Annotated in this window: 14 protein-coding genes; 11 read left to right on the forward strand and 3 right to left on the reverse strand. The window is 53.3% G+C overall.

What is annotated here, in order from left to right; all coding sequences use genetic code 11:
- Positions 1-268 (reverse strand): transposase (locus tag K355_RS0122455; RefSeq protein WP_022734414.1); only part of this gene is annotated, 268 nt, incomplete at its 3' end.
- Between the two features lie 77 nt (positions 269-345).
- Here K355_RS0122455 and K355_RS25645 point away from each other — a divergent pair.
- Positions 346-1,143, forward strand: a complete 798-nt coding sequence (locus K355_RS25645) for an ATP-binding protein (RefSeq protein WP_147250413.1) — start codon at positions 346-348, stop codon at positions 1,141-1,143.
- On the forward strand, positions 1,122-1,244 hold the full coding sequence (locus tag K355_RS26330) for a hypothetical protein (protein WP_373964570.1): 123 nt from the start codon (positions 1,122-1,124) through the stop codon (positions 1,242-1,244). Before K355_RS25645 ends, K355_RS26330 begins: the two co-directional genes overlap by 22 nt.
- A 448-nt stretch (positions 1,245-1,692) precedes the next feature.
- On the opposite strand, the gene K355_RS0122465 is transcribed toward K355_RS26330, so the two are convergent.
- On the reverse strand, positions 1,693-2,820 hold the full coding sequence (locus tag K355_RS0122465) for a Gfo/Idh/MocA family protein (protein WP_022734415.1): 1,128 nt from the start codon (positions 2,818-2,820) through the stop codon (positions 1,693-1,695).
- 107 nt (positions 2,821-2,927) lie between these two features.
- Here K355_RS0122465 and K355_RS0122470 point away from each other — a divergent pair, with 107 nt between their 5' ends.
- The 9 genes from K355_RS0122470 to iolB all read left to right on the forward strand — a co-directional run bounded on the left by K355_RS0122470 (position 2,928) and on the right by iolB (position 13,677).
- Positions 2,928-3,758: a MurR/RpiR family transcriptional regulator gene (locus tag K355_RS0122470; protein ID WP_022734416.1), complete on the forward strand. Its 831-nt coding sequence runs from the start codon at positions 2,928-2,930 to the stop codon at positions 3,756-3,758.
- A 132-nt stretch (positions 3,759-3,890) separates the two neighbouring features.
- On the forward strand, positions 3,891-4,895 hold the full coding sequence (iolG, locus tag K355_RS0122475; RefSeq protein WP_028791879.1) for an inositol 2-dehydrogenase: 1,005 nt from the start codon (positions 3,891-3,893) through the stop codon (positions 4,893-4,895).
- Positions 4,896-5,320: 425 nt separating this feature from the next.
- Complete coding sequence (locus K355_RS0122480) at positions 5,321-6,262, forward strand: sugar ABC transporter substrate-binding protein (protein ID WP_022734418.1); 942 nt, start codon at positions 5,321-5,323, stop codon at positions 6,260-6,262.
- Positions 6,263-6,336: 74 nt separating this feature from the next.
- Entirely contained in the window at positions 6,337-7,434 is a 1,098-nt protein-coding gene (locus K355_RS0122485) for an ABC transporter permease (protein ID WP_022734419.1), read from the forward strand.
- A complete protein-coding gene (locus tag K355_RS0122490) occupies positions 7,434-8,213 on the forward strand; it encodes an ATP-binding cassette domain-containing protein (protein ID WP_022734420.1) in 780 nt (259 codons plus the stop codon). Before K355_RS0122485 ends, K355_RS0122490 begins: the two co-directional genes overlap by 1 nt.
- The gene (locus tag K355_RS0122495; protein ID WP_022734421.1) at positions 8,213-10,126 is read left to right on the forward strand and encodes a bifunctional 5-dehydro-2-deoxygluconokinase/5-dehydro-2-deoxyphosphogluconate aldolase; all 1,914 of its coding nucleotides are present in this window, start codon (positions 8,213-8,215) and stop codon (positions 10,124-10,126) included. Before K355_RS0122490 ends, K355_RS0122495 begins: the two co-directional genes overlap by 1 nt.
- Entirely contained in the window at positions 10,123-11,952 is a 1,830-nt protein-coding gene (gene iolD / locus K355_RS0122500; protein WP_022734422.1) for a 3D-(3,5/4)-trihydroxycyclohexane-1,2-dione acylhydrolase (decyclizing), read from the forward strand. Before K355_RS0122495 ends, iolD begins: the two co-directional genes overlap by 4 nt.
- Positions 11,953-11,956: 4 nt before the next feature.
- Positions 11,957-12,874: a myo-inosose-2 dehydratase gene (gene iolE / locus K355_RS0122505; protein ID WP_022734423.1), complete on the forward strand. Its 918-nt coding sequence runs from the start codon at positions 11,957-11,959 to the stop codon at positions 12,872-12,874.
- Positions 12,874-13,677, forward strand: a complete 804-nt coding sequence (gene iolB / locus K355_RS0122510) for a 5-deoxy-glucuronate isomerase (RefSeq protein ID WP_022734424.1) — start codon at positions 12,874-12,876, stop codon at positions 13,675-13,677. Before iolE ends, iolB begins: the two co-directional genes overlap by 1 nt.
- A gap of 83 nt (positions 13,678-13,760) precedes the next feature.
- On the opposite strand, the gene K355_RS0122515 is transcribed toward iolB, so the two are convergent.
- Positions 13,761-14,076, reverse strand: a 316-nt coding sequence (locus K355_RS0122515; RefSeq protein ID WP_022734425.1) for an IS5/IS1182 family transposase, incomplete at its 5' end; no start/stop codon positions are given.

Raw genomic sequence — 14,076 nt, forward strand, 5'->3', positions numbered from 1 at the left:
CGGGCGTGCCCGCCAAGATGGCCGTCAACTCAGCAAACAGATATTGCCAGATGCCTTTTTGCGACCAGCGGTTATAACGATTGTAGACCGTGGTGGATGGACCGTAATCGGCAGGGCAATCTTGCCAACGACAGCCAGATTGAAGCACGTGAATGATCCCGCTGATGATGCGCCGATCATCTTCGCGCCGCCGACCCGCCGCACGGTATGGCAGATGCGGCTTAATCAGCGCCCATTGCTCGTCGGAAAGCCAGAATTGACCCTTCATGTTACGGAACTCCACATGTTGAGTTCCAGATCATTGAATCTGTTAAAGATTAATGAGTTCTAACCCTAGGGAAAATTGTGATATCGCGCCTGCAAAGGGTGAGTGACTATTTACGCAGAGGCGAAAGCGACACTTCAAGACCTTCTTATGTGCCCGTGACAGGGAACGACGAAATCGGCGAAATGGCTCGTGCCGTTGAACAGTTCATGAGTGAACGTCAGCAATTGGCAAAAGCGCAGCAAGAGGCCGTCCATACCGCCCGTTTTGTTGCTGTCGGACAATTGGCCGCCGGCATCGCCCATGAAATCAATACGCCTGCTCAGTATATCGGTGACAATCTTCAGTGCATTCGTACCGTTACCCAAAACATGGCAAAAGATCAGACATGTTCCGCTTGGCAGGAAGACATGGCGGAAGTTGACGCTGCCATCTCTGAATCTCGTGAAGGCGTAAAGCATATTTCCGATATTGTGACTTCCATGAAGGAGTTTTCCCATCCCGGAGTTACGGACAGATTTGAAGCAGATATAAACCGGGCTTTGGAAAATGCGTTAACGGTAGCCCAAAACCAATGGAAGCACGTTGCAACGCTTGAGAAAAATTTCGATCCGGATTTGCCACATCTTCTGTGCGACATTGGCAAACTAAATCAGGTGTTTCTCAATCTGATTGTAAATGCAGCTCATGCTATCGAAACATCGGGCAAACCTTATCCAGGCAAGATTTTTGTTACGACGACACAAAGCCAAGGTTCCATTGAAGTACGAATATCAGATACCGGAACCGGGATAGATAAAGAGCTATGTGAACGTATCTTCGACCCGTTCTTCACGACCAAAGAACCAGGCAAGGCTTGGCCATTTGCCAAGATATAGTTGTTCAAAAGCACGGCGGTACCATTGATGTCATCGGAAATGAAGGCGAAGGAGCCGAGTTTGTTATCCGGTTACCGATGATATCGCCATACAATGCCTGACGATATTGTATGGGGCGAACTGCAATTTTTCTTCGACTAAAGGCGTTTATGACATAAGCTCCGACACTTAAGTGTGAAGATGATTGCAACATCAAATTGTCCCTACCATCAACGGCACTCGTGCAGGAGCTCTTCAATGCCTGCTCTGCGTTGTGGGGCATGGCGAAGAAGACCACTGTGCTCTCGAAACGATGGCGGCACATGAGGTGAGCGCGTGATAGGTGATCTGGTCTGACCTTCGTCCTTGTCGTCGACGAGGCTTAGAACCCGCGGCAACAGTGCGAATATGGCAAACTAGAAGCGTAACGTTGGCAACGCTAATCTTCCTTCTTCTACAAGCTGTTTACGCATCTGTTGGCCGCTTCGCTGTCATGTGAAAATGGCCTTCAGGTTGCGTAAAGCGGGCATGGAAGGGTTCTTGCTGGCATCTGACAGCTATAATCCAAGCTTATAAATCCGAGAGTGACACCCGCAGGCCATCTCGGGCGGACTGGGCGATGGCGTGGATTGTTTTTTCGAATTCATAGGCGTGGTCGAAGTCCGGGTATGCGGCGTGATTGTCTCGGATGGCGCGGAGCAGGGCAGTGGCTTCGATGACTTTGAGGTCGTTAAAGCCAAGCTGATGTCCCGGTGCCGGACAGAACTGGCCATAGGGTGGGTGTTCTGGACCGGTCAGGATGGTGGTGAAGCCCTGCTGTGATGTGTCGCCTGTGTTGCAGTAGATTTGAAGTTCGTTCATGCGCTCCTGATCAAAACAGATCATGCCCTTGGTGCCATGTACTTCCCACGCAAGCCGGTTCTTACGTCCCCAGGCAGAACGGGATGTCGAAAGGCTGCCCTGCACGCCGTTGGCAAAGCGCACCAGTGCAGAGGCGGTGTCTTCGTTTTCGACATTGGCACGTCCGGTGCCATCGGCCAGCGGGCGGGTTGCATGGACGGTTTGCATGTCGGCAATCAGGCTTTCAATCGGGCCAACAAGGCCATAGGCCATCGAGACAAGATGACAGCCCAAATCACCAAGTGCCCCCAACCCGGCATCCGATAGTTTTGCACGCCATGTCCAGGGCAGGGACGGGTCTGCTTGGTAATCCTCATCCACCCAGCCACGAAAATGAACGATGTCGCCGATTTCACCGCTTTGCACCAACCGGCAGGCGTGGGTGAAGGCGGGGTTTTTGATGTAGTTATAACCAACCATGGTTTTAACCCCGGCCGCACGGGCGGTGTCCCGCATTTCGCGGGCTTGATCAAGGGTGAGTGCGAGTGGTTTTTCACAATAAACATGCTTGCCCGCCTTGATCGCGGCAATTGCCATGTCGAAATGCAGGGTGTTGGGGGTGGTGATCGAAACAATATCGACATCCGGATTGGTAACCAGAGATTTCCAGTCATCCGTTGCGTGAGCAAAACCGAACTGGTCGGCCATTTGTGCAGCCTTGTCAGCGGGGGTGTCGCACAAAACAGTCAGATGGGAATCTGGAACATCCCCCATAATGGCCTTTGCCGCGCCAAAGGCCAAAGCGTGGGCCTTGCCCATGAAACCGGTGCCAATCAACCCAATGCCAAGCGATTTCATTTGTTGGAACTCCTCATCTAGCCAAAATAGAATTTTTGTTCTATTTTATGGATGATCATGGAACGCAACGTGCGTCAAGCAGAATCAAAACAGGAAAACAAAACGCCATGAGTGATCAGACCGCACCCGTTTCGCTTGAGGAATTCAATCACCGGCTGGCTGAAATATCGGAAACCATGCCCAAAAGGCTGCGCCAATGTGCCGAATTCGTTGCGCAAAATACCGACCGGATTGCGGTGTCGACCGTTGCTGAACTTTCGATAGGGGCCGGGGTGCAGCCATCGGCTTTCATGCGGTTTTGTCAACTGATGGGGTTTTCCGGCTTTTCTGAAATGCAGAAAATGTTTCGCGAAACCTATGCGCAGAAATGGCCTGATTATGCGACCCGACTTGATAACCTGCGCGCGACCGGCGATGACAGCCCCAGTGCCTTGCTGGCTGAGTTTGTTGAGGCAGGGCGTCTGTCGCTTGAGAACCTCGCCTCAACGGTTGATCTGAAAACCCTGGAAAAGGCGGTTGATGTGCTGGCGGCGGCCCCGATGATCCATGTGGTCGGATTTCGTCGTGCCTTTCCCGTGGCGAGCTATCTGTCCTATGCGTTTGAGAAAATGGATATCGCTGCGGTACTGCATGATGGTGTGGGGAACCTTAATCCCCGGAATGCGATCCGCACGGGTGATGTCGTGATCGCGATTACCTTTGCGCCCTATTCACAGGAAACGATTGATCTGGCGGCTTATGCCCATGACATCGGAAGTCAGGTGGTGGCAATCAGCGATGCGTTAAGCGGACCAATGCGTAAAACCGACGCGCTGATGCTGTCGGTTTCCGAGGTCGATGTGGGTGCCTTTAGAGCGCTTTCGGCAACGATTTCATTGGCAATCGCGCTGGCGGTTTCAGTTGGGGCAAAGCGCGACAAACTGGCTCATGGAAAATAATTATTGAAAAATTGATAAAACAGAATAAATATTCCATTTATGGCATGTGTTGATGGAATACATGTCACCAAAAACGGATGCAAAAGACATCCGCAAGACCATGGCGACACCGCCGAAGGGAAGGAAAACGGAATGCTTAAAATAGGTTTGCTGGGCGCAGGGCGTATTGGTCAGGTCCATGCGGTTAATATTGTCGCCCATCCGCAAAGTGAACTGGTTGCCGTGTCTGACAAATTTGATGACGCCGCACAGAACCTTGCACGTGCACATGGCGCGGTTGTACGTACCAGCGAAGAAATTATTGCTGATCCCGCGATTGATGCGGTTTTGATCGCAACATCGACCGATACCCATGCCGATCTGATGGAGGCAGCAACCGCAGCAGGAAAGGCAGTGCTGTGTGAAAAGCCGGTTGATCTTGATCTCAAGCGTGCGGTTGATTGCCTTGCACGCTGCAAGCCGCACGGGAAGCCTGTGATGGTTGGCTTTAACCGGCGTTTTGACCCCAATTTCAACAGTCTGAAATCAGCGTTCGACAAGGGGGAAATCGGCAAGGGTGAATTACTGTCGATCACATCGTTCGATCCCGCCCCGCCGCCGGTTAGCTATGTAAAGGTTTCGGGCGGTATCTTTCGCGATATGGCGATCCATGACTTTGACATGGCGTGCTGGATTTATGGCGAGTTGCCGGAAAAAGTTACGGCAATCGGTTCAAGCATCGTTGATCCGGAAATCGGCAAGGCTGGTGATTTTGATACGGCAATTACCACACTTGAGTTTTCCGGCGGACGCATGGCGGTGATTAAAAACAGCCGCCGCGCTGCATACGGCTATGACCAGCGCATAGAATTTCTGGGATCAGACGGCTTGCTGGCGGCGCACAATGTTCTGGAAAACACGGTCGAGATCATCACCCGTGCCGGTGCGACCAAAGCCAAGCCCGAGCATTTCTTCCTTGAGCGCTATGCCAAAGCCTATCAAATCGAATGGAACAGCTTCATCGAAGGTGTTGAGGGGGGCACCGAGCTTCCGGTGACCTTGCAGGATGGCATCAATGCGCTGATCGTTGCCGAGGCCGCCGCCTTGTCCGCACGCGAAGGGCGGACCGTGGATGTGGCAAAGGAAATCCCGGCCTGATTTTGAAACATCTTGAGGGATCCGATTTTTCACCGGCGCAGCCATCAGGTTGCGCCGGTTTTGTTTTGGCGGAGCTTTCCCCGGTGTTCGAGTCGTTCACAAGGCACGTGAATTCGTGAGTTTGTAGCGTTTTCGGCCTTCTCTACAGAGGGTGCCGTCGCAGAATTTTGTAGGGTATTTAAGTGGCGGTTATCGGAGATTTAGAGCCGTGCGCTGCGTTCGAAATATCGCGATTTTGCAGCGCAATAGAAAAAAAATGTTGATCTTACATAAAAATAGAACAAAAATTCTATTAGCGGTTTCAAGAATCGGGTTCGACCCACACCGTCATGGGTAAGAAGGACGCATCAAGACGACCGACTGCCGGGAAATCATATAAATCCAATGGGACAACCCCAACGTTATCAGCCACTAGGGAGGCACTCATGAAAAAGACGCTTACTGCCGTTGCGGCAGCAGCATTTGCATTTGCCGGTTTGACCGGGACTGCATCCGCAGAAAATGAAAAATTTGTTCTGATCAGCCACGCACCGGATTCAGATAGCTGGTGGAACGTGATCAAGAATGCCATTCAGGTCGCCGGTGACCAGATGGATGTCGAAGTTGAATATCGCAATCCACCGACCGGCGATCTGGCCGACATGGCACGTATTGTCGAACAGGCCAGTGCAACCAATCCGGATGGCATCATTGTGACCATCGCAGACTTTAACGTCCTTCAGGGGCCGGTTAAAGATGCTGTTGATAAGGGCATTCCGGTTATCACGATTAACTCTGGTACTCAGGAACAGTCCGAAGAACTTGGCGCACTGATGCATGTCGGTCAGCCAGAATATGATGCCGGTTTTGGCGCAGGCAAGCGCGCAGCCGCAGCCGGTGCGAAAAGCTTTGTCTGTGTGAACCATTACATCACCAACCCGGCATCGGTCGAACGTTGCCGTGGCTTTGCCGACGCCCTTGGTGTTGAGCTTGGCAGCCAGATGATCGATAGCGGACAAGATCCGTCGGAAGTCAAAAACAAGGTCAGCGCATATTTGAACTCCCATCAGGATGTTGATGCGGTTCTGACCCTTGGTCCGAATTCCGCCCATCCGACCTTGGCAGCGCTTCGTGATAGCGGTCTGGCTGGCGAAATCATGTTTGGCACATTCGATCTTTCATCCGAGATTGCCGATGCGATCAAAGCGGGCGAAATCGACTTTGCGATTGATCAGCAGCCGTATCTGCAAGGGTATCTGCCGGTCGTCATTCTGACCAACTATGCCCGTTACGGCGTTCTGCCGTCCGGTCATATCAACTCGGGTCCGGGTTTCATCACCAAGGACAATATTGCGCAGGTCGAAAAATACGCCGGCGAATATCGTTAAACCTCCCTCCCGTCAGGGGCGTGCCAGTTTGGCCGCCCCTGGCCACCCCTTCTATCAGTTAAAAGAGTAATGCCATGTCGGACGAGCGGATCAAGCAAGTCTCAGCCATTCGCCGTGCCATGATCAGGCCCGAACTCGGAGCGATCTGCGGTACGATTCTGGTCTTTGTTTTCTTCTTTATGATTGCCGGTGATAGTGGCATGTTTTCCGCCGAAGGTGTTCAGAACTGGGGCGTTGTTTCCGCGCAGTTCGCGATCATTGCGGTCGGTGCCTGCCTGTTGATGATTGCAGGCGAATTTGATCTTTCCGTCGGTTCCATGATCGGCTTTGCCGGTGTGGTCATTGCCATTTTGTCGGTGCAATGGGGCTTGCCGGTCTGGTTGTCGATCATTGCTGCCTTTGTGGTTTGCATGGCAATTGGGGCGCTGAACGGGTTCCTTGTGATCAAGACCGGTCTGCCCAGTTTTATCGTAACACTGGCGTTTTTGTATATTCTGCGCGGACTGACCATCTGGCTTTCCATTTTGACGACCCGCCAGACCATTATTGGTGGCGTGAAAGAAGCAGCCGAAGGCGACCCGCTGGCATGGTTGTTTGGTGGTGTGATCTTCAAGGGGTTCTTCCAGTGGTTGGGCGATATTGGTGTGATCGAGACCTTTACCCGTGGATCGCGTATGGGCCAGCCGGTGGTTGATGGTATTCCGATGCTGGTTGTCTGGGCGCTTGGGCTTGTCATTTTTGGTCACTGGCTTTTGACCAAAACCCGTTTCGGGAACTGGATTTTTGCATCGGGTGGTGATGCGCAGGCAGCACGTTATGTCGGTGTTCCGGTAAACCGGGTTAAAATCCTGATGTTCATGTTTACGGCTTTTTGCGCGACTGTGTTTGCCACCTGTCAGGTGATGGAATTCGGGTCTGCTGCTGCAGACCGTGGTTTGCTCAAGGAATTTGAAGCCATCATTTGTGTGGTCATTGGCGGTGCGCTTTTGACCGGTGGGTATGGCTCTGTGATCGGGGCGGCACTGGGCGCGCTGATCTTTGGTGTGGTTCAGCAGGGCCTGTTCTTTGCCGGTGCTGAAAGCTCGCTTTTCCGGGTGTTCCTTGGGGGTATCCTGATCTTTGCTGTCATCATGAATACCTATATCCGCCGCATGATTACGGGAGAACGGTAATGAGCACACCTTTGATTGAAATGGACAATATCGAAAAACATTTTGGTCCTGTCATCGCACTTGGAGGTGTTTCCTTCAATGTCATGGAAGGGGAGTGTCACTGTCTTCTGGGCGACAATGGTGCCGGGAAATCGACCTTTATCAAAACCATGTCGGGGGTTCACAAACCGACCAAGGGTGTGATGCGGGTTAGCGGTCAGGATGTCGCATTTTCCAGCCCGCGGGATGCGATGGAAGCCGGGATTGCCACGGTCTATCAGGATTTGGCAATGATCCCGCTTATGTCGGTTACGCGCAATTTCTGGATGGGACGTGAGCCGCGCAAAAGTTTTGGCCCGTTCAAATGGATCGATTTCAAACACGCCAACAAGGTTACCATGGATGAAATGTCATCCATGGGGATTAACCTGCGTGAGCCAGAACAAGCAGTTGGCACCCTTTCAGGCGGCGAGCGCCAGACGGTTGCAATTGCGCGTGCGGTTCATTTCGGGGCCAAGGTCCTGATCCTTGATGAGCCGACATCCGCCCTTGGTGTGCGTCAGACATCGAATGTTCTGGCGACCATTGATCGGGTGCGCAAGTCCGGGATCGGGGTGATTTTCATTACCCATAACGTGCGTCATGCAATGGCTGTGGGTGACAGATTTACCGTGTTGAACCGTGGCCAAACCCATGGCACGGCAAAGCGCGGCGAAATAAAGCCAGAAGAACTGCAGGATATGATGGCTGGCGGACAGGAGCTTGCCCAGCTCGAAGGGTCGCTCGGAGGGACAGTTTGATGAAGCGGCTTGATGTCATCACGATCGGACGGTCGTCGGTTGACCTTTATGGGGCCCAGATTGGCGGGCGTCTGGAGGACATGGTGTCGTTCAACAAATATATCGGCGGGTCCCCGACCAATATGGCATGTGGTACGGCGCGTTTGGGGCTTAAATCCGCGCTGATCACCCGTGTTGGGGATGAGCATATGGGCCGGTTTATCCGCGAGAAGCTTGTCGCTGAAGGCGTTGATGTCCGTGGTGTGGTCACCGACCCAGAACGTCTGAGCGCACTTGTGTTGCTTGGGGTGCGCGATCAGGAACAGTTTCCGTTGATTTTCTATCGCGAAAACTGTGCCGACATGGCGCTCTGCGAAGAGGATATCGATCCTGATTTCATTTCGGATGCACGCTGTGTCACGGTCACGGGAACGCATTTATCGCATCCTAAAACCCGTGCAGCGGTGCTCAAGGCTGTAAATCTGGCGCGCGATGGTGGTGCGAAAACCGCCCTTGATATTGATTACCGTCCCAATCTTTGGGGGCTGTCGGGACATGGGGATGGTGAAAACCGTTTCATTGCGTCGGACACGGTGACCAAGGAATTGCAGGCAACCCTGCATTTGTTTGATCTGATCGTGGGGACCGAGGAAGAATTCCACATTGCCGGGGGGACGACAAACACCCTAAAGGCGCTGGAAAATGTTCGGAGCATCTCGAACGCGACCCTTGTGTGTAAGCGCGGTCCGATGGGGGCGGTGGCCTTTGCCGACAAAATCGGTACGAACCTTGATGATGGGATTTCCGGGCCGGGGTTTGCGGTTGATGTCTTTAACGTCCTTGGCGCGGGTGACGGCTTTATGTCGGGTCTGCTCAAAGGCTGGCTAACCGATCTGGATTGGCAAACGTCACTTAAATACGCCAATGCGTGTGGGGCGTTTGCGGTGTCTCGCCATGGCTGTACGCCGGCCTACCCGAGTTGGGAAGAACTTCAATTCTTCTTTGATCGTGGAATGAAAACCCCGGAACTGCGCAATGACGCAGAGCTTGAACAAATCCACTGGTCAACCAACCGAACCGGCGCATGGCCGGAAATGCGGGTCTTTGCCTTTGACCATCGCATGCAGCTTGAAGATTTGGCAGATGAGTTAAAAGTTTCCCGTGACCGCATTGGATCGTTCAAGGAACTTTGCCTTCGCGCGGCGCGGACGGTGTCTGGCGATAAGGCTGGATACGGCATTCTGTGTGATCGTCGATTGGGTCGTGATGCTCTTTATGCTGCGGCGGGAACCGGGCTTTGGATTGGACGTCCGGTCGAAGTGCCGGGATCGCGGCCCTTGCAGCTTGAAATTGGACCGGATCTTGGCACCAAGCTTGCAGAATGGCCGGTCGAGCATGTGGTCAAGGTCCTGTGTTTTTATCATCCCGATGACGACGCCCAGACCAAGACCGATCAGGAAGAAACCATTGTCCGCCTTGCCGATGCAGCACGGGCCAACGGGTTGGAATTCCTGCTGGAAGTCATTCCGTCGAAAGTACGCGACTGCAATGATGAAACCACGGCCAAGGTGATTGAACGTTTCTACGATATCGGGGTTTATCCCGACTGGTGGAAGCTTGAGCCGATGAAATCGGATGGGGCATGGCACAATGCCTGTGATGCCATTGCCAAAAATGATCCTTATTGTCGGGGTATTGTGGTTCTGGGCCTTGAAGCACCAGAGGCAGAGCTTGTCGAAAGCTTCGAAGTTGCGGCACGGTATGACATGGTCAAGGGCTTTGCCGTTGGGCGGACCATCTTTGCCGGTGTTGCACGCGAATGGTTAAGCGGTACGATCACGGACGAAGATGCCGTTGCCTCAATGGCAAATAAATATCGCGCACTGTGTGATACCTGGGACGCAGCGCGCAAAAAATCGGGAGGAGCGGCATGAAAACCGTTCGATTAACCGCCGCCCAAGCAATGGTGCGGTACCTTAGTTGTCAGATGAACTGTGATGGCGATCCCTTCTTTGGTGGGTGCTGGGCCATTTTCGGGCATGGCAATGTCGCGGGGCTTGGCGAGGCCTTGCACGGTATTGGCGATGAGTTTCCGACATGGCGCGGTCATAACGAGCAGGGCATGGCGCATGCCGCCATTGCCTATGCCAAGGCATCCAATCGCAAACGTGCGATGACGGTGACGACCTCTATCGGGCCGGGGGCGATCAATATGGTGACCGCTGCGGCACTGGCGCATGTGAACCGTTTGCCGGTTCTTCTTGTGCCCGGTGATGTGTTTGCCAATCGCGCACCAGACCCGGTTTTGCAGCAGATAGAAGATTTTGGCGATGGTACGATTTCGGCCAATGACTGCTTTAAACCTGTCAGTCGTTATTTTGACCGGATCACCCGCCCGGAACAGCTTTTGACCGCCTTGCCACGTGCGATGGCCGTACTGATTGATCCGGTGGAGTGTGGTCCGGTCACACTGGCGTTCTGTCAGGATGTTCAGGCAGAAGCCTATGATTGGCCAGAAAGCTTCTTTGTGCAAAAAAACTGGAAACAGGTGCGCCCGCGTGCAGACCTTGACCAGATTGACGCGGCGATTGCGGCGATCAAGGCGGCAAAAAAGCCGCTGATCATTGCCGGTGGTGGCGTGCATTATGCCGATGCATGTGATGATCTACGCGACTTTGCCCATCGTCATAATATCCCCGTGGCTGAAACTCAGGCGGGAAAATCCGCGTTGGCGTGGGATGATGCACTTAACCTTGGGTCCATCGGTGTCACCGGGGCAAGTAGTGCCAATGCCGTTGCCGAAGAGGCGGACCTGATCATTGCATTGGGCACGCGCCTTCAGGATTTTACGACAGGAAGCTGGGCGCTGTTTAAAGGGTCGAACCATCGCATTCTATCGATCAATGTTGCGGCCTATGACGCCCGAAAACATGATGCAATTTCGGTTGTTGGCGATGCCAAGGTAACACTGGCGGAGCTCAGCAACGCGCTGGGCGAGCATCAAGCACGTAGCGTCGATCCGGCGCTTAAGAAAAGCTGGATTGAGGCGGTTGATGGTGTCACAGCCCTGCCAACCGGCAATGCGTTGCCAACCGATGCGCAGGTGATCGGTGCGGTTCAGCGCAGTACGGATGAAGATGCGATTGTGGTCTGTGCCGCCGGCGGGCTTCCCGGCGAGTTGCACAAGCTTTGGAAAGCGGCCAAGCCGAATGGCTATCACGTTGAATATGGCTTTTCCTGCATGGGCTATGAGATTGCCGGTGGCCTTGGCGTGAAGATGGCGCGCCCTGATCGTGAAGTTGTCGTCATGGTGGGGGATGGATCCTACATGATGATGAATTCCGAACTGGCGACCAGTGTGATGCTGGGTCACAAGATCATTACGGTGATCCTTGATAACCGTGGTTTTGGCTGTATCAACCGTTTGCAAATGGCGACCGGCGGGGAAAGTTTTAACAACCTTCTTGATACCGCGCGCCATGTTGAACCGTCTGCCATTGATTTCACCGCTCATGCCGGTGCGATGGGGGCGATTTCTGAAAAAGTTTCATCGATTACCGACCTTGAAGACGCCATGGAACGGGCACGCAAGGCAGATCGATCCTACGTCATTGTGATCGATACCGATCCGCTGCCCAGTACTGAGGCCGGTGGTCATTGGTGGGATGTTGCCGTGCCAGAAGTTTCGGTGCGCCCGACGGTGAACGAAGCCCGCAAAAATTACGAAGCTGCGCTGAAAAAACAGCGCCCCGGAGACTAGAATTATGATCCTTTATGGTACCAATCCGATTGCCTGGTCCAATGATGATGACCAGACCCTTGGCGCAGAAATCAGCCTTGAGACCTGTTTGTCCGAAGCTGGAAAAATCGGCTTTGATGGCATTGAAAAAGGCCACAAAATGCCGACCGAGCCGTCTGCATTGAAAGCGGCCCTTGAGCCCCACGGTCTTAAATTCGTGTCTGGCTGGCATTCGCTGAACCTTTTGACCCATTCGGTCGAGGATGAGAAAAAAGCCATCCAGCCGCATCTCGATTTGCTAAAAGCCATGGGCTGCAAGGTTTGCATCGTATGCGAAACCTCAAACGCCATTCATGGTAATGATGATGCCGCCCTTAATGACAGCCCGGTTCTGGCGGGTGATCAATGGGCAAAGTTTGGCGCGGATGTTGAACTGATTGCGGCCTTTTGTGCCGATCAGGGGATTGAACTGGTCTATCACCATCACATGGGCACGATTGTTGAAACTGCCGATGAAATTCATGCCTTTATGGCCAACACCGGCCCGAAAACCAAGTTGTTGCTAGATACAGGACACGCATGGTTTGGCGGTGCCGACCCCAAAGAATTGGCGACCCGTTACATGGACCGTGTTGGCCACATCCATTGTAAAAACGTGCGTCCGGCAATCAGCAAGCAGGTCCGTGAAGAGGGCTTGAGCTTCCTTGAAGGTGTGCGCCGTGGTGTCTTTACCGTCCCAGGGGACGCCGAAGGTGGCGTTGCGTTTGAGCCGGTCCTGAAAATAGCGGGTGAACACGGCTATTCCGGCTGGCTGGTGATTGAGGCCGAACAGGACCCCAATGTGCGCAACCCGTTTGAATACCAGTCACTGGGATTGAAATCGCTCCGCGATATGGCCGAGAAAACCGGACTGGATACCAGACTGGATAAAGGAGACATCTGATGGCAGACCTGCTTAGAAAACCAAGTGGAACACAGGGCAAGGTGCATGACATTACCGCCAAAGATGCCAATTGGGGATATGTCGGGTTTGGTCTGTATCACCTGAAAGCCGGCGAAAGTGCTGCCGAAGCAACAGGGGATCGTGAAGTCATTCTGGTTCTGGTCGAAGGCAAGGCAAACATCTCTGTCGATGATCAGGATTTCGGTGAACTTGGCAAACGCATGAGCGTTTTTGAGCGAATCCCGCCAGCTTGCGTCTATGCGCCCAATGAGGCGAACTGGAAAGCGGTGGCCACGACCGATTGTACGCTTGCGGTTTGTACCGCACCGGGCAAGGGAAATTACCCGGCACGGGTGATCAATGACATCGAACTGGTTGAGCGGGGCAAAGGGGCCAATACCCGCTATATTCATCCGATTGCGATGGAAGATAAAGAAATTGCCGATAGCCTGCTGGTGACCGAGGTGTTTACCCCGCAAGGCAACTGGTCGAGTTATCCGCCGCATCGTCATGATGAGGATAACTATCCTGACATGACGTATCTTGAAGAGACCTATTATCATCGCCTTAACCCTGCTCAGGGGTTCGGGTTCCAGCGGGTCTTCACCGAGGACGGTGAGTTGGATGAAACCATGGCGGTTTCAGATGGCGACGTCGTTCTGGTGCCCAAGGGACACCATCCGTGCGGCAGCCCATATGGCTATGAGATGTATTATCTTAACGTCATGGCCGGACCGATGCGCAAATGGCGTTTCCAAAACCATCCGGATCATGACTGGATATTCCAGCGCGATAGTAAGTGATTAGGCGTCCGAGCAATGGATATGCGAGATTTAGGAAAAAGCGGGATGGACCATCCGCTTTGAGACCTAGGGTCCAGACTCATTCAAATCCAGTAGCAAACGAGCGCAGCAAGGCATAATGCGGCCATGAAGTTGTTAGCATTCTTGTCGTAGCGAGTGGCAATCCGTCGGAAGTCTTTCAGACGGCCAAACATGTGCTCAATGACATTACGTCCGCGATAGCGCTTCCGGTTGAAGGCATATGGTTGCTTGCGATTGGCCTTGTTGGGGATGACGGGCTTGATCTTTCTCCGTATGAGCCAGGCCCGCCAGTGGTCCGCGTCATAGGCCTTGTCGGCAAGTAGATACCTCGCTGGAGGAAGGTGATTGGCGAGCATCACGGCTCCGGTGATGTCGGCA

Source organism: Thalassospira lucentensis MCCC 1A00383 = DSM 14000, from assembly GCF_000421265.1.
Lineage (GTDB): Bacteria > Pseudomonadota > Alphaproteobacteria > Rhodospirillales > Thalassospiraceae > Thalassospira > Thalassospira lucentensis.